This is a genomic window from Enterobacter asburiae (assembly GCF_024599655.1).
Classification (GTDB): domain Bacteria; phylum Pseudomonadota; class Gammaproteobacteria; order Enterobacterales; family Enterobacteriaceae; genus Enterobacter; species Enterobacter asburiae_D.
The window spans coordinates 3,314,624-3,340,109 of sequence record NZ_CP102247.1 but is presented as its reverse complement, the minus strand read 5'-3'; the positions used below and the strand labels follow the sequence as shown (position 1 = coordinate 3,340,109).

General features: G+C 55.8%; 19 protein-coding genes. 11 read left to right on the top strand and 8 right to left on the bottom strand.

The features are described from left to right. Positions 1–260 precede the first annotated feature (260 nt). Positions 261–707, top strand: a complete 447-nt coding sequence (locus NQ230_RS15950) for a hypothetical protein (RefSeq protein WP_257258165.1) — start codon at positions 261–263, stop codon at positions 705–707. Between the two features lie 71 nt (positions 708–778). On the opposite strand, the gene infA is transcribed toward NQ230_RS15950, so the two are convergent. The 5 genes from infA to trxB form a co-directional block, all read right to left on the bottom strand. Continuing rightward, positions 779–997, bottom strand: a complete 219-nt coding sequence (infA, locus tag NQ230_RS15945; RefSeq protein WP_002211347.1) for a translation initiation factor IF-1 — start codon at positions 995–997, stop codon at positions 779–781. Between the two features lie 284 nt (positions 998–1,281). Further along, positions 1,282–1,986, bottom strand: a complete 705-nt coding sequence (aat, locus tag NQ230_RS15940) for a leucyl/phenylalanyl-tRNA--protein transferase (protein WP_121425733.1) — start codon at positions 1,984–1,986, stop codon at positions 1,282–1,284. A 45-nt stretch (positions 1,987–2,031) separates the two neighbouring features. Then, the gene (gene cydC, locus NQ230_RS15935; protein WP_257258164.1) at positions 2,032–3,753 is read right to left on the bottom strand and encodes a heme ABC transporter ATP-binding protein/permease CydC; all 1,722 of its coding nucleotides are present in this window, start codon (positions 3,751–3,753) and stop codon (positions 2,032–2,034) included. Beyond that, positions 3,753–5,519 (bottom strand): heme ABC transporter permease/ATP-binding protein CydD, encoded by a 1,767-nt coding sequence (cydD, locus tag NQ230_RS15930; RefSeq protein ID WP_257258163.1) that lies wholly within the window; start codon positions 5,517–5,519, stop codon positions 3,753–3,755. The genes cydC and cydD overlap by 1 nt, the downstream gene beginning before the upstream one ends. A 114-nt stretch (positions 5,520–5,633) precedes the next feature. Further along, positions 5,634–6,602, bottom strand: coding sequence for a thioredoxin-disulfide reductase (gene trxB / locus NQ230_RS15925; RefSeq protein ID WP_023616696.1), 969 nt, complete (start codon positions 6,600–6,602; stop codon positions 5,634–5,636). A 544-nt stretch (positions 6,603–7,146) separates the two neighbouring features. Between trxB and lrp the strand changes: the two genes are divergently transcribed. The 10 genes from lrp to NQ230_RS15875 all read left to right on the top strand — a co-directional run bounded on the left by lrp (position 7,147) and on the right by NQ230_RS15875 (position 21,186). Then, positions 7,147–7,641 (top strand): leucine-responsive transcriptional regulator Lrp, encoded by a 495-nt coding sequence (lrp, locus tag NQ230_RS15920; protein ID WP_002439523.1) that lies wholly within the window; start codon positions 7,147–7,149, stop codon positions 7,639–7,641. Positions 7,642–7,776: 135 nt separating this feature from the next. Continuing rightward, on the top strand, positions 7,777–11,487 hold the full coding sequence (ftsK, locus tag NQ230_RS15915; protein WP_257258161.1) for a DNA translocase FtsK: 3,711 nt from the start codon (positions 7,777–7,779) through the stop codon (positions 11,485–11,487). A gap of 128 nt (positions 11,488–11,615) precedes the next feature. Next, positions 11,616–12,230: an outer membrane lipoprotein periplasmic chaperone LolA gene (lolA, locus tag NQ230_RS15910; RefSeq protein ID WP_023310983.1), complete on the top strand. Its 615-nt coding sequence runs from the start codon at positions 11,616–11,618 to the stop codon at positions 12,228–12,230. A 9-nt stretch (positions 12,231–12,239) separates the two neighbouring features. Beyond that, positions 12,240–13,583, top strand: coding sequence for a replication-associated recombination protein RarA (rarA, locus tag NQ230_RS15905; RefSeq protein WP_029739490.1), 1,344 nt, complete (start codon positions 12,240–12,242; stop codon positions 13,581–13,583). Positions 13,584–13,675: 92 nt separating this feature from the next. Next, positions 13,676–14,968, top strand: a complete 1,293-nt coding sequence (serS, locus tag NQ230_RS15900; protein WP_008499983.1) for a serine--tRNA ligase — start codon at positions 13,676–13,678, stop codon at positions 14,966–14,968. 211 nt (positions 14,969–15,179) lie between these two features. Beyond that, positions 15,180–17,624 (top strand): dimethylsulfoxide reductase subunit A, encoded by a 2,445-nt coding sequence (gene dmsA, locus NQ230_RS15895; RefSeq protein WP_257258158.1) that lies wholly within the window; start codon positions 15,180–15,182, stop codon positions 17,622–17,624. A 10-nt stretch (positions 17,625–17,634) separates the two neighbouring features. Beyond that, positions 17,635–18,252 (top strand): DMSO/selenate family reductase complex B subunit, encoded by a 618-nt coding sequence (locus NQ230_RS15890; protein ID WP_021240882.1) that lies wholly within the window; start codon positions 17,635–17,637, stop codon positions 18,250–18,252. A gap of 1 nt (position 18,253) precedes the next feature. Next, positions 18,254–19,117, top strand: coding sequence for a dimethyl sulfoxide reductase anchor subunit family protein (locus NQ230_RS15885; protein WP_121425739.1), 864 nt, complete (start codon positions 18,254–18,256; stop codon positions 19,115–19,117). A 275-nt stretch (positions 19,118–19,392) separates the two neighbouring features. Continuing rightward, positions 19,393–20,541 carry an MFS transporter gene (locus tag NQ230_RS15880; RefSeq protein WP_047346918.1) on the top strand — a complete coding sequence of 383 codons (1,149 nt, stop codon included), beginning with the start codon at positions 19,393–19,395 and terminating at the stop codon, positions 20,539–20,541. Positions 20,542–20,664: 123 nt separating this feature from the next. Further along, entirely contained in the window at positions 20,665–21,186 is a 522-nt protein-coding gene (locus NQ230_RS15875; protein WP_029739494.1) for an anti-virulence regulator CigR family protein, read from the top strand. A 35-nt stretch (positions 21,187–21,221) separates the two neighbouring features. On the opposite strand, the gene pflA is transcribed toward NQ230_RS15875, so the two are convergent. From pflA to focA, 3 genes are all read right to left on the bottom strand, one after another. Beyond that, positions 21,222–21,962: a pyruvate formate lyase 1-activating protein gene (pflA, locus tag NQ230_RS15870; RefSeq protein ID WP_010429226.1), complete on the bottom strand. Its 741-nt coding sequence runs from the start codon at positions 21,960–21,962 to the stop codon at positions 21,222–21,224. 204 nt (positions 21,963–22,166) lie between these two features. Then, entirely contained in the window at positions 22,167–24,449 is a 2,283-nt protein-coding gene (pflB, locus tag NQ230_RS15865) for a formate C-acetyltransferase (protein WP_024907798.1), read from the bottom strand. 51 nt (positions 24,450–24,500) lie between these two features. Further along, positions 24,501–25,358 (bottom strand): formate transporter FocA, encoded by an 858-nt coding sequence (gene focA, locus NQ230_RS15860; RefSeq protein ID WP_257258155.1) that lies wholly within the window; start codon positions 25,356–25,358, stop codon positions 24,501–24,503. Positions 25,359–25,486: the final 128 nt, after the last annotated feature.

The following is a 25,486-nucleotide window of genomic DNA, read 5'->3' as shown; positions in this document are numbered from 1 at the left end:
GCACCTGCAAAATTAGGTGCCGGGATTGGCGTCCTGATTACACACGAGAAATGATGTTGATACGTCAACTATCATCAGGTTCGTTCACACTTTTGAAAGCTAGCGATATAATCCGCAGACTCAATTATGGTGGGCTGAACCGGGGCTTCTTTTGAAGCGCCGATTTTCCCGTGTGGGTCGGTACGCCAAACCGGTTCAGTCTGCCACCTGAGTTGGCGTTCGGGTGGAGATCTCATCATTTCACACGGAGTCATAATCAAATGGAACATAACAATCTTTCTCTGCTTTACAGCGAACTCTCCCTCAACCCCGATCTCCCAACCCTGGCCGAGCGCTGCAAACTGCTCACCGAAATCCTCCTCGACTGTAAATCACTCCCGCAAACGCAGCCCGTTTGCCGCTGTCTCGGAGCCTACCTGGAAGAGGTGAAATCCGGCCTCACAGAATCAATGCGTGATTTTCAGGTGGTGGAATTTGAGGAAGAAGCGGAACAGCCGCGACAAAAAGAGTGGTTGCTGGAAGATACAGAAACGAAATGCGACTACTGCCGTGCGTTAAACCATGTACTGCTGGTGTCGCATTTTGACCGCGATATGTTGCCGCACCTTACGGGATTACTCCATGACATGGCTCATTCTATGGCGGGGGATTTAATCGCTCCTGTACAACCGTGGATGACAATACATCTTCCGACGCAGCAACACTAACGCCACAAATAAAAAAGGCCGGGATTAACCCGACCTTTTAAATATTCATCTGCCATTACAGGCGAAAACAATTAGCGACTACGGAAGACAATGCGGCCTTTGCTCAGGTCGTACGGGGTCAGTTCAACAGTCACTTTGTCGCCCGTCAAAATGCGGATGTAGTTTTTGCGCATTTTACCGGAGATGTGCGCAGTTACCACGTGACCGTTTTCCAGCTCTACGCGAAACATGGTATTAGGCAACGTATCAAGTACGGTACCCTGCATTTCAATATTGTCTTCTTTGGCCATCTAATCCTCTGGGGTATCACTACCAAGTTTTGAACCGGCAAGATAATGCCGAAATTCATCAATTAAGTAAAGAATTGCGCGATTAAAACGCAGCAAAACAGTTTCGGCGCATTGCCCAAGCGTCACGGTACAACCGAACAGGAAGCGCATTCGTAAAGGGGAGACAACAGGATAAACGTCAGGACGTTATCTGAAGCGAGGGTCCCAAACGGCGGCGGGGCAACAGGCAGAAGCTACTCTGCGGCATAATTATAACACCCTCACAAAAAATATGCGGAAAACATTTAGGCATTGGGCATAAAGAGCGTTCTCGGTATCCAGAAGTCGCGGGGGAGCTTCTCCTGACGACTGGCATCCAGATGCTCGATGTACTGGCGTCTCGGGATCTCAACGGCGCCGAGAGAAGCCGTGTGCTCATTGAGCACCTGACAATCGATCAGGCGTCCACCGCGCTGGGCAAACGCCTGGCTGAAGACCAGCAGCGCCGTTTTCGAGGCATTCACCGCGCGGGAGAACATCGACTCGCCGCAAAACAGCGTCCCCTGCGCCACGCCGTACATGCCGCCGACGAGCGCTCCGCCTTCCCACACCTCGATGGAGTGGGCGTAGCCAAGCTCATGGAGCTGGTGGTAGGCGGTAATGATATCGCGGGTTATCCATGTCCCTTCATAGCGGTCTTCGGCACAGCCTTCAATGACCTGACCAAAGGCGTGGTTGAGGGTGACGCGGTACGGTGATTTCGCATGGAAACGCTTCATGCTGCGGCTCACGTGAAACTGCGCTGGCCACAGCACGGCACGCGGATCGGGGGACCACCATAAAATCGGATCGCCGGGGGAAAACCAGGGGAAGATACCGCGCTGGTATGCCATTAACAGTCGAGCGGGACTGAGGTCACCGCCAAGGGCCAGCAGCCCGTTGGGCTCACGCAGCGCCCCTTCCGGAGAAGGGAACGCGATGTTATGACGAGAAAGCTGGACCAGGCGCATGACAGCAAAACTCCAGTACGCGAGTGAGGACGCTACAAATATAGTCTACAGACGCTGTTTAAACTGGTAGTAGCGACCCTGTTTTGCCAACAGTTCTGTGTGATTACCTTGCTCAATAATGTGCCCGTTGTCCATCACAATTATCCGATCAAAGCTCGCCAGTCCGCGCAGGCGGTGCGTGACCATCAGCGCGGTTTTGCCGGTCATAACATTCGCTAGTAAATCAAGGATTTGGCTCTCGGTCGTGGCGTCCAGCCCTTCGGTGGGCTCGTCGAGCAGCATCAGCGGCGCATCGTGCAGCAGCGCTCGCGCAATGGCCAGACGGCGCAGCTCGCCGCCGGAGAGCTGACGGCCACCTTCGCCCAGCCAGCTGTTCAACCCCTCGTCCTCAAGCAGCTTTTGCAGTCCGACCTGCTCCAGCACGGCGCGAAGCGCATCATCAGAGGCCTCTGGCGCGGCCAGCAGCAGGTTATCGCGCAGCGTGGCGCTAAACAGATGCACCCGCTGTGGAACGACGCTCACGGTTTTGCGCAGGGCCTGCTCGCTGAAATCGGTCAGCAAGGTGTTGTTAAAACGAATCTGACCGCGCTGCGGATCCCAGGCGCGGGTCAGCAACTGCAGCAGGGTCGATTTACCGCAGCCGGTACGGCCGAGGATAGCAATCCGCTGACCTGCCTCAACAGAAAGGTTGATACCGTCCAGCGCGTTCTGCGCCTGTTTGTCGTAGGCGAAGGTGACATCTTCAAGCGTTAGCGCAACCTGCTCTGGTACCGCAGTTTGCCCGGCACTGAACGTGACTTCAGGCTCCTGTTCGGCAATCTGCGTGATGCGCAGGGCAGAGGCGATGACCTGACCCAGATGCTGGAAGGCGCCCGTCACCGGGGCCAGCGCTTCAAACGCCGCCAGCGCGCAGAAGACGAAAAGGGCAATGAGAGGACCCGGCTGTGAATTTCCCCCGACATCGCCGGAGGCCAGCCACAGCATGGCAATCACCGCCACACCGCCGATTAACATCATCAGCGCCTGAGAGAAGGCCGTCAGCTCCGACTGGCGGCGCTGGGCCTCATGCCAGTTCAGCTCCGTACTTTCCATCCGGGCACGGTAGCGCTTGCTGGCGCCAAAAATGGTCAGCTCTGCCTGCCCCTGAAGCCAGGAGGTGAGCTGCTGGCGGTAATCTCCGCGCAGACGCGTCAGGTTTTCTCCGGTGGATTTTCCGGCACGATAAAACAGCGGCGGCAGAATGATCAGCGTCAGCAGCATGATCCCGCCCAGCGTCAGCGCAACGGGAACATCCAGAACAGACAGCCCCAGCGTGACCACCACAATCACCACAAACGCGCCCACGATTGGGGAGATCACGCGCAGGTACAGGTGATCCAGCGTGTCGACATCCGCAACGACGCGGTTGAGTAGCTCACCCTGACGAAAACGCGCCAGCCCGGCAGGGGAGAGGGGCAGCAGCTTGCTGAAGGTGTAGATGCGCAGGTGCTGCAGCACGCGGAAAGTGGCATCGTGGCTGACCAGCCGTTCGAAATAGCGTCCGGCAGTACGGGTGATGGCGGTACCGCGAACGCCGGCAGCCGGGAGCATATAGTTGAAGCTGTACAACCCGGCAACGCCCGCGACGGCCGAGGCCGACAGGAACCAGCCGGAAAGCGTGAGCAGGCCGATGCTGGCGAGCAGCGTGACAATCGCCAGCACGATCCCCAGCGTCAGCATCCATTTGTGGCGTTTATAGAGCGCAAGATAAGGCAGCAGAGCACGCATCAGATGTCCTCCTGACGGTTCGCCAGCAGGGCGGCAAACGGTCCCTGCGCGGCAACGAGAGAGGCGTAATCGCCTTGCTCAACAAGACGGCCGTTCTCCATGACCCAGATCTGGTCCCAGTCGGCAATGCCTTCCAGCTGATGGGTGACCATCAGGGTTGTTTGCTGCTGGGAGGCGGCGTTCAGGGCCTCCATTACGCGCTGTTCGCTGTGGGCGTCCAGGCTGGCGGCAGGCTCATCCAGCAGCATCAGCTGGCAAGGATTCAACAACGCGCGGGCAACCGCCACACGCTGCGCCTGTCCGACCGACAGCCCGGCGGACTGGTCGCCGACCACGGTATCTACACCCTGCGGGAGCAGGGGCAGAAACTCGCTGACCCAGGCGCGGTCGAGAACCGATTGCAGTTCATCTTCACGCGCATCCGGGCGCGCCAGCAGGACGTTTTCACGCAGCGTAGAGGCTGGAAGCTGCGGGTTTTGACCCACCCAGCTGAGCTGTTTACGCCAGGCGTCAGGATCGAGGTTGCGCAGTTCGGTTTTGTTGATCCGCAGTGAACCCGTGTAGGCCATAAAACCGGATAGCGCATTCAGCAGAGAACTTTTCCCGGAACCGCTGGTGCCGACGAGCACCACGCGTTGTCCGGCAGGCAAGGTAAAGTTCAGCGGACCCGCGAGCACTTTTCCTTCCGGTGACAGAATGGAAAAGTCCTGCGCTTCAATGGTCACGGGGTCTTTAGCATTCAGCGTCACGTCACCGCGCTCCGGGTGTGCCAGCGGCGTTTCCAGGAACGTTTTCAGGCTATCGGCTGCGCCAACCGCCTGCGCTTTGGCGTGATAGAAGGTCCCCAGATCGCGAAGCGGCTGGAAAAACTCCGGGGCCAGGATCAGCGCCAGGAACCCGGCAGAAAGGGTCACCGCCGTGCCGTAATGGCCGAAATCCAGCGCGCCGAGGTAGGAGAAGCCAAAGTAGACCGCCACGAGAGCAATCGACAGTGAGGTAAAGAATTCCAGTACGCCGGAAGACAAGAAGGCGAGGCGTAACACTTCCATGGTGCGCTGACGGAAGTCCTGAGATGCCTGGCGAATGTTTTCGGTTTCCGCTTCACCGCGGCCAAAAATGCGTAACGTCTCCATGCCGCGCAGACGATCGAGGAAATGGCCGCTCAGGCGACCCAGTGCCAGGAAGTTACGGCGGTTGGCATCCGCTGCCCCCATGCCGACCAGCGCCATAAACAGCGGGATCAGCGGGGCGGTGCCCATCAGAATCAGCGCAGCCATCCAGTTCACCGGGAAGATGGCGATCACGATCAGCAGCGGAACGAAGACGGCAAGTGCCATCTGCGGCAGATAGCGCGCATAGTAGTCGTGCATATCGTCAATCTGCTCAAGGATCAGCGTCGCCCAGCTACCGGCCGGTTTACCCTGGATCCACGCGGGCCCGGCTTCCTGAAGGCGATCCAGCACCTGACGGCGGATTTCGTAGCGGATGTGCTGTCCGGCGTGAAAACCGACGCGCTCACGCAGCCACACCACCCAGGCGCGCAGGATAAAAATCAGGATCAGGACAATAAAGGGCAGCAGGAGTGCCTCGCGCGGGATGTTCTCCATGATCATGTGATTAAGAATGCGGGCCAGCAGCCATGCCTGGGCAACAATCAACAGACCGCTAACGAACCCCAGGAGACGGGAAATCGTAAGCCAGCGGCGGGAAATAACGCTTTGCTGTTTCAGCCAGCGTGTTAACTCTTGTTGACGGGTTTTTTCCATTGCGTACTTTGCAGGTGACGTTATTAGAAATTGGGCAGCGCAATGTTACAACGGGGAGACAATAAAGGCGACTTATCGCCGCCTTTATTTACGTTTGTTACTGACTTGTAAAGATTATTTACCTTGTTCAGCCAGTCCATCGAGGTAGCGTTCAGCGTCCAGCGCGGCCATACAGCCGGTGCCCGCAGAGGTAATCGCCTGACGATAGATGTGGTCCATCACGTCGCCAGCCGCGAACACGCCCGGGATGCTGGTCTGGGTCGCGTTACCGTGAATGCCTGACTGCACTTTGATGTAGCCGTTTTCCAGCTCCAGCTGACCGTCGAAGATCGCGGTGTTCGGGCTGTGACCGATCGCCACAAACAGGCCCGCCACTTCAAGCGTTTCGACGTTATCGGTGTTCTGGGTATCGCGGATACGCAGACCGGCAACGCCCATCTGGTCGCCCGTCACCTCTTCGAGGGTACGGTTGGTGTGCAGCACGATGTTGCCGCTTGCCACTTTATCCATCAGACGTTTGATCAGGATCTTCTCCGCGCGGAAGGTTTCGCGACGGTGGATCAGGTGCACCTCAGAGGCAATGTTCGCCAGGTAGAGCGCTTCTTCCACTGCGGTGTTGCCGCCGCCGATGACCGCGACTTTCTGGTTGCGGTAGAAGAAACCGTCACAGGTTGCGCAGGCAGAGACGCCGCGGCCTTTGAACGCTTCTTCGGATGGCAGACCGAGGTAACGGGCAGAGGCGCCGGTGGCGACGATCAGCGCGTCGCAGGTGTATTCGCCGCTGTCGCCCGTCAGGCGGAACGGACGGTTCTGCAGATCGACCTTATTGATGTGGTCGAACAGAATTTCGGTTTCGAATTTGGCGGCATGCTCGTGCATACGTTCCATCAGCAGCGGCCCGGTCAGGTCGTTCGGGTCCCCTGGCCAGTTTTCCACTTCGGTGGTGGTGGTCAGCTGACCGCCTTTTTCCATACCGGTGATGAGTACCGGGTGCAGGTTAGCGCGTGCAGCATAGACCGCTGCGGTATATCCCGCAGGTCCAGAACCAAGGATTAGCAGCTTACTGTGTTTGGCCGTGCCCATGAGATCCCCATTGTTGTTGGCAGACATTTGGCTGGATTGTAGGGAATTTGTTGTCGTAAAAAAAGAGCGCAGCAATTTTGATATCAATCTGTGTAATAGCCACGGACGATGAATGGCGCGCTATAACATCACGCTTTCTGCTGAAAATCGCTCGTTTGTAAGGCAATAAAATGAGGATTAATACCCTGCCGTAATGAATATCCGGCATGTTGTACTAAAAAACGATGTTTTGCTTTGACAATCCCCTGCGCTTTTGCGAAAACATTCAAGGAAGAAAAAAAACCGCGTTAACCGTATGCCGCATAGGCATGCACGTAAATGCCATTTTTACCGGGTCAGTGAAATCTACGCATGGCGTGGACAGACGCCATACGTGATGTCGGTGACTGCCTTCGGGCAACGGTCTTCTTACCAACAGAACCCGAATCCGCATCGCGTCTAATACATAATCAGGCGATGTGATGACTAACGGGTACAGGCTCTGAACAGTGATGTGCACAGGGTCCAGGCAGGAGTAGGGAAGGAATACAGAGAGACAATAATAATGGTAGATAGCAAGAAGCGCCCTGGCAAAGATCTCGACCGTATCGATCGTAACATTCTTAATGAATTGCAAAAGGATGGGCGTATTTCCAACGTCGAGCTTTCAAAACGTGTGGGACTTTCCCCGACGCCGTGCCTTGAGCGTGTGCGCCGACTGGAAAGACAGGGTTTTATTCAGGGCTATACGGCTCTGCTGAACCCGCATTATCTGGATGCCTCACTTCTGGTATTTGTTGAGATTACTCTGAATCGTGGTGCGCCGGATGTGTTTGAGCAATTTAACTCCGCTGTACAAAAACTTGAAGAAATTCAAGAGTGTCACCTGGTGTCCGGTGATTTCGACTACCTGTTGAAAACCCGTGTGCCTGATATGTCCGCCTACCGTAAGCTGCTGGGGGAAACCCTGCTGCGTCTGCCGGGCGTGAACGACACCCGTACATATGTGGTGATGGAAGAGGTCAAACAGAGCAATCGTCTGGTTATTAAGACGCGCTAACACGGAACAGGTGCAAAATCAGCGTAGTTTGATTACACTCCTGTTAATCCATACAGCAACAGTGCCGGGGAGTCCCGGCGCTGTTGTCCGTTTTAGCAAACAGGCAGGATATGCCTGATACCTGGAGAGCCTTTCTTGAGCCAGGAATACACTGAAGACAAAGAAGTCACACTATCGAAGCTAAGCAGCGGACGTCGTCTCCTCGAGGCTTTGCTGATTGTTATTGCCCTTTTTGCCGTCTGGCTGATGGCAGCCTTACTCAGTTTCAACCCCTCAGATCCCAGCTGGTCACAAACTGCATGGCATGAGCCTATCCATAATTTAGGCGGTGTTCCCGGTGCCTGGCTTGCGGACACGCTGTTTTTCATTTTCGGTGTGATGGCCTACACCCTTCCCGTCATTATCATTGGCGGGTGCTGGTTTGCGTGGCGTCATCGTCAAAACGATGATTACATCGACTATTTCGCCGTGTCGCTGCGCCTGATTGGCGCGCTGGCGCTGATCCTCACCTCGTGCGGGCTGGCAGCGATAAATGCGGATGATATCTGGTACTTCGCCTCGGGCGGGGTGATTGGCAGCTTACTCAGTTCTGCGCTACAGCCGATGCTGCACAGCAGCGGCGGCACGCTGGCGCTGCTCTGCATCTGGGCGGCCGGGCTGACGTTGTTTACCGGCTGGTCCTGGGTGAGCATTGCCGAGAAAATCGGCAGTTTTATCCTCACCATTCTGACCTTCGCCAGCAACCGTACCCGCCGCGACGATACCTGGGTTGATGAAGACGAGTACGAAGATGAAGAGGAAGATGACGCGCCTGTGCAGCGTCGCGAGTCTCGTCGTGCGCGTATTCTGCGCGGCGCGCTGGCGCGTCGCCAGCGGGTTGCTGAGAAATTTGCCAACCCGCTAGGCCGTAAAACCGATGCGGCGCTCTTCTCCGGTAAACGCATGGATGAAGACGAGCAGGTGGCGTATCGCGCGGCGGGTGTTGCCGTCGATCCTGACGATGTGCTCTTCTCCGGCAGCCGGGCCACGCCGGGTGACTTCGACGAATACGATCCGCTGTTAAATGGCCACTCGGTTACCGAGCCGGTTGCGGCGGCGGCAGCCGCGACGACCGCTGCGCAGGCGTATGCCGCGCCTGTCGACGCCGTGATGCCATCCGCGCCGGTTTCGCCGCCGGAATCCGTTATTCAGCAGCCGCAGGTTGACTGGCAGACTGCGCCAGGCGTTCACACGCCGGAGCCCGTTATCGCGCCTGAACCTGAAAGCTACATCCCTGTACAGCAGGAGCAGTGGCAGCAGCCGTATCAGCCGCCGCAGCCTGCGTATGAACCGCAAGATTACCCGCACTATGAACAGCCTGTAGCCCAACCTTATCAGGAGTATGTGCCTGAGCCGGTTGAACCTGTGCAGCCTTATGTAGAGCTGCAGCCTGAACCTGAAATCGTGGAAGAGGTAAAACCCTCTCGTCCACCTATGTACTATTTTGAAGAGGTTGAAGAGCGTCGCGCACGTGAACGCGAGCAGCTCGCGGCCTGGTACCAGCCTGTGCCTGAACCGGTGCAGGAGCCGGTGACGAAAGCGCCTTCTGTATCCGTTCCACCGATCGACCCGACGCCTGCAGTCGCACCCGTAGCGGAAAGCGTGAAGCAGGCTACCGCGGCCGCTGCCGTGGCTGCACCTGTCTTTAGCCTGGCAACAGGGGGCGCGCCACGTCCTCAGGTGAAGGAGGGGATTGGTCCGCAACTGCCTCGCCCTAACCGCGTTCGCGTTCCAACCCGCCGTGAGCTTGCCTCTTATGGTATCAAGCTGCCTTCCCAGCGTATGGCCGAAGAGAAAGCGCGCGAGCCTGAGTACGAAGATGACGCCGATGAAATGCAGCAGGACGAGCTGGCCCGCCAGTTCGCTGCGCAGCAGAATCAACGCTACGGTGAGGAATACCAGCACGATGAGCCTGTGCTTGAAGACGAGGATGACGCGGCAGAAGCCGAATTAGCGCGCCAGTTTGCCGCTACCCAGCAGCAGCGCTATTCCGGTGAACAACCTGCTGGCGCAAATCCGTTCTCGCTGTCGGATTTTGAATTCTCGCCGATGAAGGATCTGGTGGACGATGGCCCGAGCGAGCCGTTATTTACCCCGAGCGTGATGCCGGAAGCAGAGCCCGTGCGCCAGCAGCCAGCGCCGCAGGCCTACGCGCAGCCGCAACAGCCCGTTCAGCAGCCGTATGCGCAGCCGCATCAACCTGTTCAGCAACCGCAGCAGGCACCACAGTCGCCGCAGTTCCAGCAGCCTGCGCCTCAGCCGCAGGAGAGCCTGATTCACCCGCTGCTGATGCGTAACGGTGACAGCCGTCCGCTGCAGCGTCCGAGCACGCCGCTGCCGTCTCTGGATCTGTTAACGCCGCCGCCGTCAGAAGTGGAGCCGGTCGATACCTTCGCGCTCGAACAAATGGCGCGTCTGGTCGAAGCCCGTCTGGCTGACTTCCGTATCAAGGCGGACGTGGTGAACTATTCCCCGGGTCCGGTGATCACCCGTTTTGAACTGAACCTGGCGCCTGGCGTTAAAGCCGCGCGTATTTCCAATCTGTCCCGCGACCTGGCGCGTTCTCTCTCGACCGTGGCGGTACGTGTGGTGGAGGTGATCCCAGGCAAGCCTTACGTTGGCCTTGAGCTGCCAAACAAGAAACGTCAGACCGTCTACCTGCGTGAAGTGCTGGATAACACCAAGTTCCGCGATAACCCGTCCCCGCTGACCGTGGTGCTGGGTAAAGATATCGCGGGCGATCCGGTGGTGGCAGATCTCGCGAAAATGCCTCACCTGCTGGTCGCGGGTACTACCGGTTCCGGTAAGTCTGTCGGTGTGAACGCCATGATCCTCAGCATGCTTTATAAAGCGCAGCCGGAAGATGTGCGTTTCATCATGATCGACCCGAAAATGCTCGAACTGTCGGTCTACGAAGGCATCCCGCATCTGCTGACCGAAGTTGTCACCGACATGAAGGACGCCGCCAACGCTCTGCGCTGGAGCGTCAATGAGATGGAACGCCGCTACAAGCTGATGTCTGCGCTGGGTGTGCGTAACCTGGCCGGTTATAACGAGAAAATTGCCCAGGCGGTGCGCATGGGACGTCCGATCCCGGATCCTTACTGGAAGCCGGGTGACAGCATGGATGCCCAGCATCCGGTGCTGGAAAAACTGCCTTATATCGTCGTGCTGGTCGATGAATTTGCTGACCTGATGATGACCGTCGGTAAGAAAGTGGAAGAGCTGATTGCCCGTCTGGCGCAGAAAGCGCGTGCGGCCGGTATTCACCTTGTGCTGGCGACCCAGCGTCCTTCCGTGGACGTTATCACTGGTCTTATCAAAGCGAACATCCCGACGCGTATCGCCTTTACCGTATCCAGTAAAATTGACTCCCGTACCATTCTTGACCAGGGCGGCGCAGAGTCGCTGCTGGGTATGGGTGACATGCTCTATTCCGGCCCGAACTCCACCTCTCCGGTGCGTGTCCACGGCGCGTTCGTTCGCGATGAGGAAGTACACGCCGTCGTGCAGGACTGGAAGGCGCGCGGTCGTCCACAATATGTTGACGGCATCACCAGCGATACGGAAAGCGAAGGCGGCGGCGGTGGCTTCGACGGCGGCGAAGAGCTGGATCCGTTATTCGATCAGGCGGTTAACTTCGTTACCGAAAAACGCAAAGCGTCAATCTCTGGCGTGCAGCGCCAGTTCCGCATTGGTTATAACCGCGCAGCGCGTATCATCGAGCAGATGGAAGCGCAGGGCATTGTGAGCGAGCAGGGGCATAACGGTAACCGCGAGGTGCTGGCGCCGCCGCCGTTTGATTAGCCTTCAGCGATTGCAAAGAAGGGTAAATCAGCCAAAATTAAGCATTTTCTTCTGTCGCCTGCCTTCGGGCAGGTCCAGAATAGAAGACGGAAACCCCATATCGGGAAGACGTATTTTAAGGAATAACAATGAAAAAAATCGCCATCGCCTGTGCATTACTCACCAGTTTTGTCGCCAGCAGCGTCTGGGCTGATGCAGCCAGCGACCTTAAAAGCCGACTGGATAAAGTAAGCAGCTTCCACGCCAGCTTCACGCAAAAAGTGACTGACGGCAGCGGTAACGCGGTGCAGGAAGGTCAGGGAGATTTGTGGGTAAAACGCCCAAATCTTTTCAACTGGCACATGACCCAGCCGGATGAAAGCATCCTGGTCTCTGACGGTAAAACCTTATGGTTCTTCAACCCGTTCGTTGAACAGGCAACGGCGACCTGGCTGAAAGATGCCACCAGCAATACGCCGTTTATGCTGATTGCTCGCAACCAGTCCAGCGACTGGCAGCAGTACAATATTAAACAGACGGGTGACGAGTTTGTCCTGACGCCGAAAGGCAGCAACGGCAACCTGAAGCAGTTCACCATTAACGTAAGCACCAACGGTACCATTAATCAGTTCGGCGCGGTTGAGCAGGACGATCAGCGCAGCAGCTACCAGCTTAAATCTCAGCAGAACGGCGCCGTTGATGCATCGAAATTCACCTTTACCCCGCCGCAGGGCGTAACGGTGGACGACCAACGCAATAAGTAAGAGGCGTGAGTGGGCAATCTGTCGCTCGATTTTTCAGATAACGCGTTTCAACCTCTGGCCGCTCGTATGCGGCCAGAAAATTTAGCGCAGTACATCGGCCAGCAGCACCTGCTGGCTGCCGGTAAGCCATTGCCGCGCGCCATTGAGGCCGGGCATCTTCACTCCATGATCCTCTGGGGCCCACCTGGCACCGGCAAGACCACGCTTGCAGAAGTGATCGCCCGCTATGCCAACGCGGATGTCGAACGCATCTCGGCGGTCACCTCCGGCGTGAAGGAGATCCGTGAGGCGATCGAGCGTGCGCGGCAGAACCGCAACGCCGGGCGGCGCACCATCCTCTTCGTGGATGAAGTCCACCGCTTCAACAAGAGCCAGCAGGATGCCTTCCTGCCGCATATTGAAGACGGCACGATCTTCTTCATCGGCGCGACCACCGAAAACCCGTCGTTTGAACTGAACTCGGCGCTGCTGTCGCGCGCGCGCGTTTACCTGCTCAAATCGCTGACCACCGAGGATATCGAAAAGGTTCTCACCCAGGCGATGGACGACAAAGCGCGCGGCTACGGCGGGCAGGATATCGTTCTGCCTGACGATACGCGTCGTGCGATTGCCGAGCTGGTCAACGGCGATGCGCGTCGGGCGCTGAATACGCTGGAAATGATGGCCGATATGGCCGAAGTCGACGATGCCGGGAAGCGGGTGCTGAAGCAGGAGCTGCTCACCGAAATTGCCGGTGAACGCAGCGCGCGTTTCGATAACAAAGGCGACCGTTTTTACGACCTGATCTCGGCGCTGCATAAGTCCGTGCGCGGCAGCGCGCCGGATGCGGCGCTTTACTGGTACGCGCGAATTATCACAGCGGGCGGCGATCCGTTATATGTCGCGCGTCGCTGCCTGGCGATTGCGTCAGAAGATGTCGGCAATGCCGATCCTCGCGCCATGCAGGTCGCGCTTTCGGCCTGGGACTGCTTCACCCGCGTTGGACCCGCGGAAGGCGAACGTGCCATAGCGCAGGCGATTGTCTATCTGGCCTGCGCGCCGAAAAGCAATGCGGTTTATACCGCCTTCAAAGCGGCGATGTCCGACGCGCGCGAACGCCCGGACTATGATGTTCCGGTTCATCTGCGTAACGCGCCGACCAAGCTGATGAAAGAGATGGGTTACGGGCAGGAGTACCGCTACGCTCACGACGAACCCAATGCCTACGCTGCCGGGGAGGAATATTTCCCGCAGGAGATGGCACAAACGCGCTATTATCACCCCACAAACAGAGGTCTTGAAGGCAAGATTGGTGAAAAGCTCACCTGGCTCGCCGGACAGGATCAAAATAGCCCTATAAAACGCTACCGTTAGTTCAATCGTTGCGGTAATGTTGGCAATGTATCCTTGTGGCCGCAGGCTGTGGTCACATTTTCCTATTTTAATTCGATAAGCACAGGATAAGCATGCTCGATCCCAATCTGCTGCGTAATGAGCCAGACGCAGTCGCTGAAAAACTGGCACGCCGGGGCTTTAAGCTGGATGTAGATAAGCTGCGCGCTCTTGAAGAGCGTCGTAAAGTACTGCAGGTACAAACTGAAAATCTGCAGGCAGAGCGTAACTCTCGATCGAAATCCATCGGCCAGGCGAAAGCGCGCGGGGAAGATATTGAGCCATTACGCCTGGAAGTGAACAAACTGGGTGAAGAACTGGATCAGGCGAAAGCTGAGCTGGACGTTCTTCAGGCCGAGATTCGTGATATTGCCCTGGCTATCCCGAATATTCCTGACGACAGCGTGCCTGTCGGCAAAGATGAAAACGACAACGTTGAAGTGAAACGCTGGGGTACGCCTCGTGAGTTTGACTTCGAAGTGCGCGATCACGTGACGCTGGGCGAAATGCACGCGGGCCTGGACTTTGCGGCAGCGGTTAAGCTGACCGGTTCTCGCTTCGTGGTGATGAAAGGCCAGATTGCCCATCTGCACCGCGCGCTGGCGCAGTTCATGCTGGATCTGCACACCGAGCAGCATGGCTACAGCGAAACCTACGTACCGTATCTGGTTAACCACGATACGCTCTACGGTACGGGTCAGTTGCCGAAATTTGCCGGCGATCTGTTCCATACCCGTCCGCTGGACGAGGAAGCCGACAGCAGCAACTACGCGCTGATCCCAACCGCTGAAGTGCCGCTGACTAACCTCGTGCGTGATGAGATCATCGATGAAGACGACCTGCCAATTAAGCTGACAGCACACTCTCCGTGCTTCCGTTCTGAAGCTGGATCTTATGGTCGCGACACGCGCGGTCTGATCCGTATGCACCAGTTCGACAAAGTTGAGATGGTGCAGATCGTCCGTCCTGAAGAGTCCATGGACGCGCTGGAAGAGATGACCGGCCACGCTGAGAAAGTGCTGGAGCTGCTGGGTCTGCCGTACCGTCGTATGGCCCTGTGTACCGGTGATATGGGCTTTGGTGCCTGCAAAACCTTCGATCTGGAAGTGTGGGTGCCTGCTCAGAACACCTACCGTGAGATCTCCTCCTGCTCTAACGTCTGGGATTTCCAGGCGCGCCGCATGCAGGCTCGCTGCCGCAGCAAATCTGACAAGAAAACCCGTCTGGTGCATACCCTGAACGGTTCTGGTCTGGCCGTGGGCCGTACGCTGGTTGCCGTGCTGGAAAACTACCAGCAGGCAGACGGTCGTATTGAGATCCCTGAAGTGCTGCGTCCATACATGAAAGGCCAGCAGTACATCGGCTGATAATTTGTCTTAAAACAAAAAAGCGCCTCAGGGCGCTTTTTTTATGCCTGCTAATTGATACGACTCAATAATCTCTCCCTCTAAAGTAGTAATACTCCTCCGAATGAAAGTCAGCATAAAAAGCTGATAACGAAGAAATTCGTTCTAAATAAAACTATATAGCGGTCTATGCCGCCTCTCATTTCTTTGTGAGCAACCAAAGTGAGTCTTTATGAAAATCAACGCGCCTGAAGCGTTAATGGCTGCCGAGGTCACTCGCCGTGGGTTGATGAAAACCACGGCAATTGGCGGCCTGGCTGTAGCCAGCAGCGCCTTCACGCTCCCTTTCACCCGACTGGCGTCGGCGGCGGATGCATTGTCCCCAGCCTCAGCTCCGGAAAAAGTGGTGTGGAGTGCCTGTACCGTAAACTGCGGCAGCCGTTGTCCGCTGCGTATGCATGTAGTGGATGGTGAAATTAAATATGTCGAAACCGACAATACCGGGGACGATAACTACGAAGGGTTACATCAGGTTCGCGCTTGTCTGCGCGGCCGCTCCATGCGTCGCCGCGTGTACAACCCGGACCGCCTGAAATACCCGATGAAGCGCGTCGGTAAGCGTGGGGAAGGGAAGTTCGAGCGTATTAGCTGGGATGAAGCCTACGACATCATCGCCACAAATATGCAGCGTCTTATCAAAGAGTATGGCAACGAATCCATCTACCTGAACTACGGCACCGGGACGCTCGGCGGCACGCTGACCCGCTCCTGGCCGCCGGGTAAAACGCTGGTGGCGCGCCTGATGAACTGCTGCGGCGGTTATCTCAACCACTACGGCGACTACTCCTCGGCGCAGATCGCTGCTGGCCTGAACTACACCTACGGCGGCTGGGCGGACGGCAATAGCCCGTCTGATATCGAAAACAGTAAGCTGGTCGTGCTGTTTGGTAACAACCCGGGCGAAACCCGCATGAGCGGCGGCGGGGTAACCTACTACCTGGAACAGGCCCGCGTAAAATCCAATGCTCGCATGATCATCATCGATCCGCGCTATACCGACACCGGTGCCGGACGTGAAGACGAGTGGATCCCAATCCGTCCGGGTACCGATGCGGCGCTGGTCTCAGCGCTGGCGTGGGTGATGATCACCGAAAACCTCGTCGATCAGCCTTTCCTGGATAAATACTGCGTCGGCTATGACGAGAAAACCCTGCCAGCCAGCGCGCCGGCTAACGGTCACTACAAGGCGTATATTCTCGGTCAGGGCAGCGATGGCGTGGCGAAAACGCCCGAGTGGGCGTCCACCATCACCGGTATTCCGGTGGAGCGTATCGTCCAACTGGCGCGTGAGATTGGCTCAGCCAAACCGGCCTATATCAGCCAGGGCTGGGGACCGCAGCGTCATGCGAACGGCGAAATCGCGACCCGTGCCATCTCAATGCTTTCTATTCTGACGGGCAACGTGGGCATTCACGGCGGAAACACCGGCGCGCGTGAAGGCTCGTATGAAGTGCCGTTTGAACGTATGCCGACGCTGGATAACCCTGTTCAGACCAGCATCTCCATGTTTATGTGGACCGATGCGATCGAACGCGGCCCGGAAATGACCGCCCTGCGCGACGGCGTGCGCGGCAAGGACAAGCTGGACGTGCCGATCAAGATGATCTGGAACTATGCCGGTAACTGTCTCATCAACCAGCACTCTGAAATCAACCGCACCCATGAAATCCTGCAGGATGATAAGAAGTGCGAGATGATTGTGGTGATTGACTGTCACATGACCTCCTCGGCGAAATATGCCGATATCCTGCTGCCGGACTGCACCGCTTCTGAGCAGATGGATTTCGCGCTGGACGCCTCCTGCGGCAACATGTCCTACGTGATCTTTACCGATCAGGCAATCAAACCGCGCTTCGAGTGCAAAACCATCTATGAGATGACCTCTGAGCTGGCGAAACGTCTTGGCGTTGAGCAGCAGTTTACCGAGGGACGTACTCAGGAAGGGTGGATGCGCCATCTGCATGAACTTTCCCGTAAGGCGATCCCTGACCTGCCGGATTTCGATACCTTCCGCAAGCAGGGTATGTACAAACAGCGCGATCCGGAAGGGCACCACGTGGCGTACAAAGCGTTCCGTGAAGACCCGCAGGCGAACCCGCTGACCACGCCGTCGGGCAAAATCGAAATCTACTCCGAAGAGCTGGCAAAAATCGCGTCGACCTGGGAACTGCCGGAAGGGGACGTTATCGATCCGCTGCCGATCTACACGCCAGGTTTTGAAAACTATAACGATCCGCTGACGGCGAAATTCCCGCTGCAGCTGACCGGTTTCCACTACAAAGCGCGAGTGCACTCCACCTACGGCAACGTCGACGTACTGAAAGCCGCCTGCCGTCAGGAGATGTGGATCAACCCGATGGATGCCAAAGCGCGCGGCATCGGCAATGGCGATCGCGTGCGTATCTTCAACGGTCGCGGCGAGGTGCACATTGAGGCCAAAGTGACGCCGCGCATGATGCCAGGCGTGGTGGCGCTGGGGGAAGGGGCCTGGTACAGCCCCGATGCCAACCGCATCGACCAGGCGGGCAGTATTAACGTGCTGACCACGCAGCGTCCGTCGCCGCTGGCGAAGGGCAACCCATCCCACACAAACCTTGTCCAGGTTGAAAAGGTTTAAGGAGTAGCCGATGACAACCCAGTATGGATTTTTTATTGATTCCAGCCGTTGCACCGGGTGCAAAACCTGCGAGCTGGCCTGCAAAGATTACAAAGACCTGACTCCTGACGTCAGCTTCCGCCGTATTTACGAATACGCCGGTGGCGACTGGCAGGAAGATAACGGCGTCTGGCATCAGAATGTCTTTGCGTATTACCTGTCGATTGCCTGTAACCACTGTGAAGATCCGGCCTGTACCAAGGTCTGCCCGAGCGGGGCGATGCACAAGCGTGAAGACGGTTTTGTGGTGGTGGACGAAGATGTCTGCATCGGCTGTCGGTACTGCCATATGGCGTGTCCGTACGGCGCGCCGCAGTACAACGCCGCCAAAGGTCATATGACCAAATGCGACGGTTGCCACACCCGCGTGGCGGATGGCAAAAAGCCGATTTGCGTCGAGTCCTGTCCGCTGCGCGCGCTGGACTTTGGCCCGATTGAAGAGCTGCGTCAAAAACACGGTCAGCTTGCCGCAGTGGCACCGCTGCCGTCTGCGCACTTCACGAAGCCGAGCATTGTGATTAAACCTAACGCCAACAGCCGTCCTACAGGTGACACCACCGGCTACCTGGCAAATCCGAAGGAGGTGTGAGATGGGAAGTGGATGGCATGAATGGCCGCTGATGATCTTCACGGTCTTTGGTCAGTGCGTGGCGGGCGGTTTCATTGTGCTCGCGCTGGCGTTGTTAAAAGGGAACCTCAATGCCGAACAGCAGCAGCGTTTAGTGTTGAGCATGTTTGGCCTGTGGGTGTTGATGGGAATTGGCTTTATCGCCTCTACGCTGCACCTGGGTTCACCGATGCGCGCGTTTAACTCTCTGAACCGCGTGGGGGCCTCATCCCTCAGTAACGAGATTGCCAGCGGGGCAATTTTCTTTGCCGTCGGTGGGCTGGGCTGGCTGCTGGCCGCGATGAAGAAATTGCCTGCGGGTCTGCGCAGCCTGTGGCTGATCGTGACCATGGTGCTGGGCGTGGTGTTCGTGTGGATGATGGTGCGCGTCTATAACACTATCGATACCGTTCCAACCTGGTACAGCGTCTGGACGCCGATGAGCTTCTTCCTGACGATGTTTATCGGCGGGCCGCTGCTGGGCTACCTGCTGCTGCGCGTGGCGGGCGTAGACGGGTGGGCAATGCGCTTGCTGCCCGCTGTTTCGCTGCTGGCGCTGGTGGTGAGTGCGATAGTCGCCCTGATGCAGGGTGCCGAACTGGCAACCATTCACAGTTCTATCCAGCAGGCTTCTGCCCTGGTGCCGGACTACGGTTCTCTGATGGCCTGGCGCATCGTTCTGCTGGTCGCGGCGTTGGTATTCTGGATAGCTCCCCAGCTTAAAGGTTATCAGCCCGCGCTGCCGCTGCTGTCACTGGCCTTTGTGCTGGTACTGGCAGGTGAACTGATTGGCCGCGGCGTATTCTACGGGCTGCATATGACCGTTGGTATGGCTATCGCCAGCTAGCGTTGTATTTCGTTATATCAAGCCGGGCCCGAGTGCCCGGCTTTTTCTTTTTTCGATCATGAAATTTTTCGACTGTCGTTTTGTTTTAATTTCGCCCATTAATAAATAAAAACAGATACATAATTAATATCTATAGCAGGCGTGGCATTAGCAGGATAAGTTTTTTAAATCGACAGGGAACATATTGTGCGAGGCGGCTAAGTCAGTGGATTGACTTTGTTTTTGCCAGTGGCATGATGCGCACGAAATCTGAACTTCCTCACGGTTTTTAATCCATGACCACCTATACCCGCCCAGTGCTTCTGTTGCTCTGTGGCCTGCTTCTGCTGACCCTGGCGATCGCAGTGTTAAATACGCTCGTCCCGCTGTGGCTCGCCCATGAAAACTTACCGACCTGGCAGGTGGGTATGGTCAGCTCGTCCTTTTTTACCGGGAACCTGCTGGGCACATTATTAACCGGTAGCCTGATCAAGCGTTTTGGCTTTAATCGCAGCTATTATCTGGCGTCGCTGATTTTCGCCGCCGGGTGTGCCGGGCTGGGCCTGATGGTCGGCTTCTGGAGCTGGATGGCGTGGCGCTTTATCGCTGGCGTAGGCTGCGCGATGATTTGGGTCGTGGTTGAAAGTGCGCTGATGTGCAGCGGCACCTCCCGCAACCGTGGACGCCTGCTGGCGGCCTATATGATGGTTTACTACGTCGGTACCGTGCTGGGTCAACTGATGGTCAGCAAGCTGCCAACCGACCTGATGAGCGTTCTGCCGTGGGTTACGGGCATGGTGCTGGCCGCAATCCTGCCGCTGCTCTTCACGCGCATTGTGAACCAGAACAGCGAGCATCAGGAAGCGACCCACGTCTGGCCAATGCTCAGACTCCGCCAGGCGCGTCTGGGGGTTAACGGCTGCATTATCTCGGGGATTGTACTGGGCTCGCTCTACGGCCTGATGCCGCTCTATCTGAATCATCAGGGCGTCAGCGATTCCGGAATTGGCTTCTGGATGGCGGTCATGGTGAGTGCGGGCATCGTCGGGCAGTGGCCGATTGGCCGCCTGGCGGACCGTTTCGGTCGTCTGCTGGTGCTGCGCGTTCAGGTCTTCGTGGTCATCATGGGATGTCTTGCCATGCTCAGCAACGCCGCGATGGCGCCAGCGCTGTTTATTCTCGGGGCCGCCGGCTTTACGCTCTATCCGGTCGCGATGGCCTGGGCCTGTGAGAAAGTTGAACATCATCAGCTGGTGGCAATGAACCAGGCGCTGTTACTGAGCTATACCATCGGCAGCTTATTAGGGCCGACGTTTACCGCGATGCTGATGCAGAATTACTCTGATAATTTATTGTTTATCATGATCGCCAGCGTATCGTTTATTTATCTCTTAATGCTGCTGCGCAAAGTGGGCGAACACCCAACGCCTGTGGCTCATGCCTGATTAATTAAAAGCCTGTCGACGACAGGCTTTTTTGTCCCTGTCACAACTAAGAGTTTTACTTATTGTGTGTTTATTGCGCCAGGCGATAATTCATGTGAGTCCTACCACTATAAGGCAGCAATCATGTCTATTCGTCGTTTTTCCACTACCGCACTTGCCGTAGTGTTGTCTTTAACGTTTGCAACGGCTCCGGTCATGGCTAATCCTGGAAACGGGAATGGCGGTGGCCACGGAAACGGTGGCGGACAGGGTAATGGCGGCAGTCATGGTAACGGGAATTCTGGTAACCATGGCAATAAGCAAAATAACGGTCAGGATAACCCTGGAAAATCGGATAAGAGCTTTAAAAACAGTAAGGATGTCGGTAACGATGTCGACGCTCGTGTGAGCTTCGATCATGCCCGCCATCTGGCGCTGAATTATGGCTTAACGGGCTATGACTCACTGCCTCCGGGCATCGCTAAAAACCTGGCGCGCGGCAAGCCGTTGCCTCCGGGCATTGCGAAGAAAACCGTGCCGGCCTCTATGTTGGGTCAGCTTCCTTCCTATCCAGGCTATGAGTGGCGGGTAGTGGGTGACGACCTGGTCTTAATTGCGCTGAGTACAGCCATTGTGACGTCCGTGATTAACGGCGTCTTTAAATAGAATATAAAAAAGCCCGGTTTTCACCGGGCTTTTCTTTAATACATCACCTTGTGGCCGTACTGTTCAAGAATACCTTTGACGCGTTCCATCGTCTCTTTCTTCGGCGGCTTCACGCCATCGAGTTTGTACTCTTCGCCCATTGCCACCCATTTATGTTTACCCAGCTCGTGATAGGGCAGAAGCTCGATTTTCTCGACGTTGCCCATATCGCGGGTAAATTCCCCGAGGCGGTGCGCGGAATCGTCATCATCTGACCAGCCAGGCACAACCACGTAGCGGATCCAGGTTTTAATGCCTTTATCGGCAATGTATTTGGCAAATTCCAGCGTGCGGTGGTTTGAGACGCCAACGAGGTTCTGGTGGATCTCATCGTTCATCTGTTTGAGATCGAGCATCACCAGATCGGTCACTTCGAGCAGTTCGTCAATAACCGGATCGTAGCGGCGTACAAAGCCGTTGGTATCGAGACAGGTATGAATGCCTTCTTTGCGGCAGGCACGGAACCAGTCGCGCACAAACTCCGCCTGCAGAATGGCTTCACCGCCGGATGCGGTGACGCCGCCGCCGGACGCGTTCATAAAGTGGCGGTAGGTCACCACCTCTTTCATCAAGTCTTCAACGGTCACTTCTTTACCGCCATGGGTATCCCAGGTGTCACGGTTATGGCAGTACAGGCAGCGCATCAGGCAGCCCTGGAAAAAGGTGATAAAGCGGATGCCCGGGCCATCGACGGTGCCACAGGATTCAAAGGAGTGAATGCGACCAATAATTGACATTGCGGTGATATCTCCAGCATCGGCCCGTCCGGGGCCTGAGTATGCACAGCTCAAAGCCGGCTGTGTTGAAGTCTGTTTTGGCTGATATCCATAAAGTATAGATAGCGGACAAAAGAGACTGAGATGGAGAGGGTGCTAAAAAGGCCCCACTGACGTGGAGCCTTTATTGTACGCTTTTTAACGCGTGATTTCAGTCAATTCCACTTACATGGACTGAGTGAAAGTACGGGTGATAACGTCCTGCTGCTGTTCTTTAGTCAGGGAGTTAAAACGTACTGCGTAGCCAGATACGCGGATGGTCAGCTGAGGATATTTCTCAGGGTGTTCCATCGCGTCGAGCAGCATTTCACGGTTCATGACGTTCACGTTCAGGTGCTGACCACCTTCGATGGACGCTTCGTGGTGGAAGTAACCATCCATCAGACCCGCGAGGTTAGTTTTACGCACTTCGTCGTCTTTACCCAGCGCGTTTGGCACGATAGAGAAGGTATAAGAGATACCATCTTTCGCGTAAGCAAACGGCAGTTTAGCAACGGAGGTCAGAGAGGCAACCGCACCTTTCTGGTCACGACCGTGCATTGGGTTAGCACCTGGGCCGAATGGCGCGCCAGCACGACGACCGTCTGGGGTGTTACCGGTTTTCTTACCATACACAACGTTAGAGGTGATGGTCAGAACAGACTGAGTCGGGATAGCGTTACGGTAAGTAGTCAGTTTCTGAATTTTCTTCATGAAACGTTCTACCAGGTCAACCGCCATGTCATCAACGCGAGAGTCGTTGTTACCAAACTGCGGATATTCGCCTTCGATTTCGAAGTCTACAGCCAGGCCGTCTTCGTCACGAATTGGTTTAACTTTCGCATATTTGATTGCAGACAGGGAGTCAGCAGCAACGGACAGACCAGCGATACCACACGCCATGGTGCGGATAACGTCACGGTCGTGCAGCGCCATCAGAGAGGCTTCGTAGCTGTACTTGTCGTGCATGTAGTGGATAACGTTCAGCGCAGTGACGTACTGTTTAGCCAGCCAGTCCATGAAGTGATCCATGCGGTCCATGACTTCGTCGAAGTTCAGAACGTCGCCTTTGATCGGCTCAGACTTAGGACCAACCTGCATTTTCAGTTTTTCATCAACGCCGCCGTTGATTGCGTACAGCATGGTTTTCGCCAGGTTTGCACGCGCACCGAAGAACTGCATTTGTTTACCAACAACCATTGGGCTTACGCAGCAAGCGATAGCGTAATCGTCGTTGTTGAAGTCCGGACGCATCAGGTCATCGTTCTCGTACTGCAGAGAAGAGGTATCGATAGACACTTTAGCGGCGAATTTCTTGAAGTTCAGAGGCAGTTTTTCAGACCACAGAACGGTGATGTTCGGCTCCGGAGAAGGACCCATGGTGTACAGGGTGTTCAGGAAGCGGAAGCTGTTTTTAGTTACCAGAGTGCGGCCGTCAACGCCCATACCACCGATGGATTCTGTAGCCCAGATTGGGTCACCGGAGAACAGCTCATCGTATTCAGGGGTACGCAGGAAGCGAACCATACGCAGTTTCATGACCAGGTGGTCAATCATTTCCTGAGCGTCTTGCTCGGTGATTTTTCCTGCTTTGATGTCGCGTTCGATGTACGCATCCAGGAAGGTGGATACGCGGCCGAAGGACATTGCTGCACCGTTCTGAGACTTAACCGCGGCCAGGTAGCCGAAGTAGGTCCACTGGATAGCTTCCTGAGCGTTGGTAGCAGGACCAGAGATATCGCAGCCATATTTAGCCGCCATCTCTTTGATCTGACCCAGCGCACGGTGCTGTTCAGCGATTTCTTCACGCAGACGGATAGTCGCTTCCAGGTTTACGCCGTTTTCCAGATCGGACTGCAGGGAAACAAACTGCGCGTATTTGTCTTTCATCAGGAAGTCGATACCGTACAGCGCAACGCGACGGTAGTCACCGATGATACGGCCACGGCCATACGCATCTGGCAGACCGGTCAGAACGCCAGATTTACGGCAGTTCAGAATGTCTTTGGTGTAAACATCGAATACGCCCTGGTTGTGGGTTTTACGGTATTCGGTGAAGATTTTTTTCAGCATTGGATCCAGCTCGCGGTTATACGCTTTGCAGGAACCTTCAACCATTTTAATACCACCGAACGGGATGATTGCGCGTTTCAGTGGTGCTTCAGTCTGCAGACCAACGATTTTCTCAAGGGCTTTGTTGATGTAGCCAGCATCGTGAGAAGTGATGGTGGAAGCAACGGAGGTGTCAAAATCAACTGGCGCGTGAGTGCGGTTTTCCAGTTTAACGCCTTCCATTACGCTGTCCCACAGCTTGGTGGTCGCGTCAGTTGCGCCAGCCAGGAAGGATTCGTCACCTTCATACGGGGTATAGTTTTTCTGAATGAAGTCACGTACGTTTACTTCATTCTGCCAGTCACCTTTCGCAAAACCTTCCCAGGCTGTGGCTAACTTTTCATTAAGCTCGGACATGTAACACCTACCTTCTTAAGTGGATTTTATATTTACTGCCTGAGAAAACCATCAATTATGATCGTCGCCACGCAGGTAAATGACCCAGTATGTCAACCCAACTAACAGACCCCCACCGATAATGTTCCCGATAGTGACAGGGATCAGGTTATCAGTAATGAAATTCATAATAGTCAGGTGAGAGAAACTTTCCGGGGATGAACCAACTGCGGTCCAGAACTCCGGGCTCGCAAAGTCGCGGATGACAATGCCCATTGGGATCATGAACATATTCGCGATACTGTGCTCAAAGCCGCTGGCAACAAACATCGCAACCGGCAGAACCATAATTAAGGCTTTGTCCATCAGGCTACGACCCGAGTAGCTCATCCATACAGCCAGGCAGACCATCAGGTTAGCGAGGATGCCGAGAGCAACGGCTTCGATAAATGTGTGGTGCATTTTGTGGTCGGCGGTTTGCAGGACGTTAAGGCCCCAGCCACCGTTGGCGGTCATGTACTCGCCAGAAAGCCACATCAACAAAACAAAGAGCAGACAGCCAACCAGGTTACCGACGTAGACGTTAAGCCAGTTACGTGCCAGCTGACCCCAGGTAATTCTTCCGCTGGCCTTTGCCACGACAATCAGCACCGTTGAGGTGAAGAGGTCGGCGCCGCAGATGACGCAGAGAATCAGACCCAGTGAGAAGCAAATGCCGCCAATCAGTTTGGCCATGCCGAAAGGCATTCCGGCAGTACCGGTGGTGGCGGTGATGTAGAAGACGAAAGCGATAGAGATGAACACACCAGCCGTGATCGCCAGATAGAACGTCTTCATCGGGTGTTTCGTTGCTTTATAGACACCCGCTTCTTCGGCAACTTTAGCCATCGCAGCGGGGAGTAAAAGATCAAAAGGGTTGTCAGCTTTCACACTAACTCTCTCTTTATTAAGTCGGCGACGAGATACTAACAAAGCATTATAGAAGAGAAATTGATATAGATCATATCTCGCCTGGCTTATAGGCCCGCAGTGTGTATGGTTTTACGACAAATGCGGAG

Excerpts from the sequence above, each read along its gene's own strand:
- NQ230_RS15875 (WP_029739494.1), top strand. The coding sequence starts at position 20,665 with ATGTCTATTCGTCGTTTTTCCACTACCGCACTTGCCGTAGTGTTGTCT.
- NQ230_RS15890 (WP_021240882.1), top strand. The coding sequence starts at position 17,635 with ATGACAACCCAGTATGGATTTTTTATTGATTCCAGCCGTTGCACCGGG.
- lolA (WP_023310983.1), top strand. The coding sequence starts at position 11,616 with ATGAAAAAAATCGCCATCGCCTGTGCATTACTCACCAGTTTTGTCGCC.
- pflB (WP_024907798.1), bottom strand. The coding sequence starts at position 24,449 with ATGTCCGAGCTTAATGAAAAGTTAGCCACAGCCTGGGAAGGTTTTGCG.
- cydC (WP_257258164.1), bottom strand. The coding sequence starts at position 3,753 with ATGCGTGCTCTGCTGCCTTATCTTGCGCTCTATAAACGCCACAAATGG.
- NQ230_RS15885 (WP_121425739.1), top strand. The coding sequence starts at position 18,254 with ATGGGAAGTGGATGGCATGAATGGCCGCTGATGATCTTCACGGTCTTT.
- serS (WP_008499983.1), top strand. The coding sequence starts at position 13,676 with ATGCTCGATCCCAATCTGCTGCGTAATGAGCCAGACGCAGTCGCTGAA.
- pflA (WP_010429226.1), bottom strand. The coding sequence starts at position 21,962 with ATGTCAATTATTGGTCGCATTCACTCCTTTGAATCCTGTGGCACCGTC.
- lrp (WP_002439523.1), top strand. The coding sequence starts at position 7,147 with ATGGTAGATAGCAAGAAGCGCCCTGGCAAAGATCTCGACCGTATCGAT.
- infA (WP_002211347.1), bottom strand. The coding sequence starts at position 997 with ATGGCCAAAGAAGACAATATTGAAATGCAGGGTACCGTACTTGATACG.
- cydD (WP_257258163.1), bottom strand. The coding sequence starts at position 5,519 with ATGGAAAAAACCCGTCAACAAGAGTTAACACGCTGGCTGAAACAGCAA.
- NQ230_RS15950 (WP_257258165.1), top strand. The coding sequence starts at position 261 with ATGGAACATAACAATCTTTCTCTGCTTTACAGCGAACTCTCCCTCAAC.
- aat (WP_121425733.1), bottom strand. The coding sequence starts at position 1,986 with ATGCGCCTGGTCCAGCTTTCTCGTCATAACATCGCGTTCCCTTCTCCG.
- dmsA (WP_257258158.1), top strand. The coding sequence starts at position 15,180 with ATGAAAATCAACGCGCCTGAAGCGTTAATGGCTGCCGAGGTCACTCGC.
- NQ230_RS15880 (WP_047346918.1), top strand. The coding sequence starts at position 19,393 with ATGACCACCTATACCCGCCCAGTGCTTCTGTTGCTCTGTGGCCTGCTT.
- trxB (WP_023616696.1), bottom strand. The coding sequence starts at position 6,602 with ATGGGCACGGCCAAACACAGTAAGCTGCTAATCCTTGGTTCTGGACCT.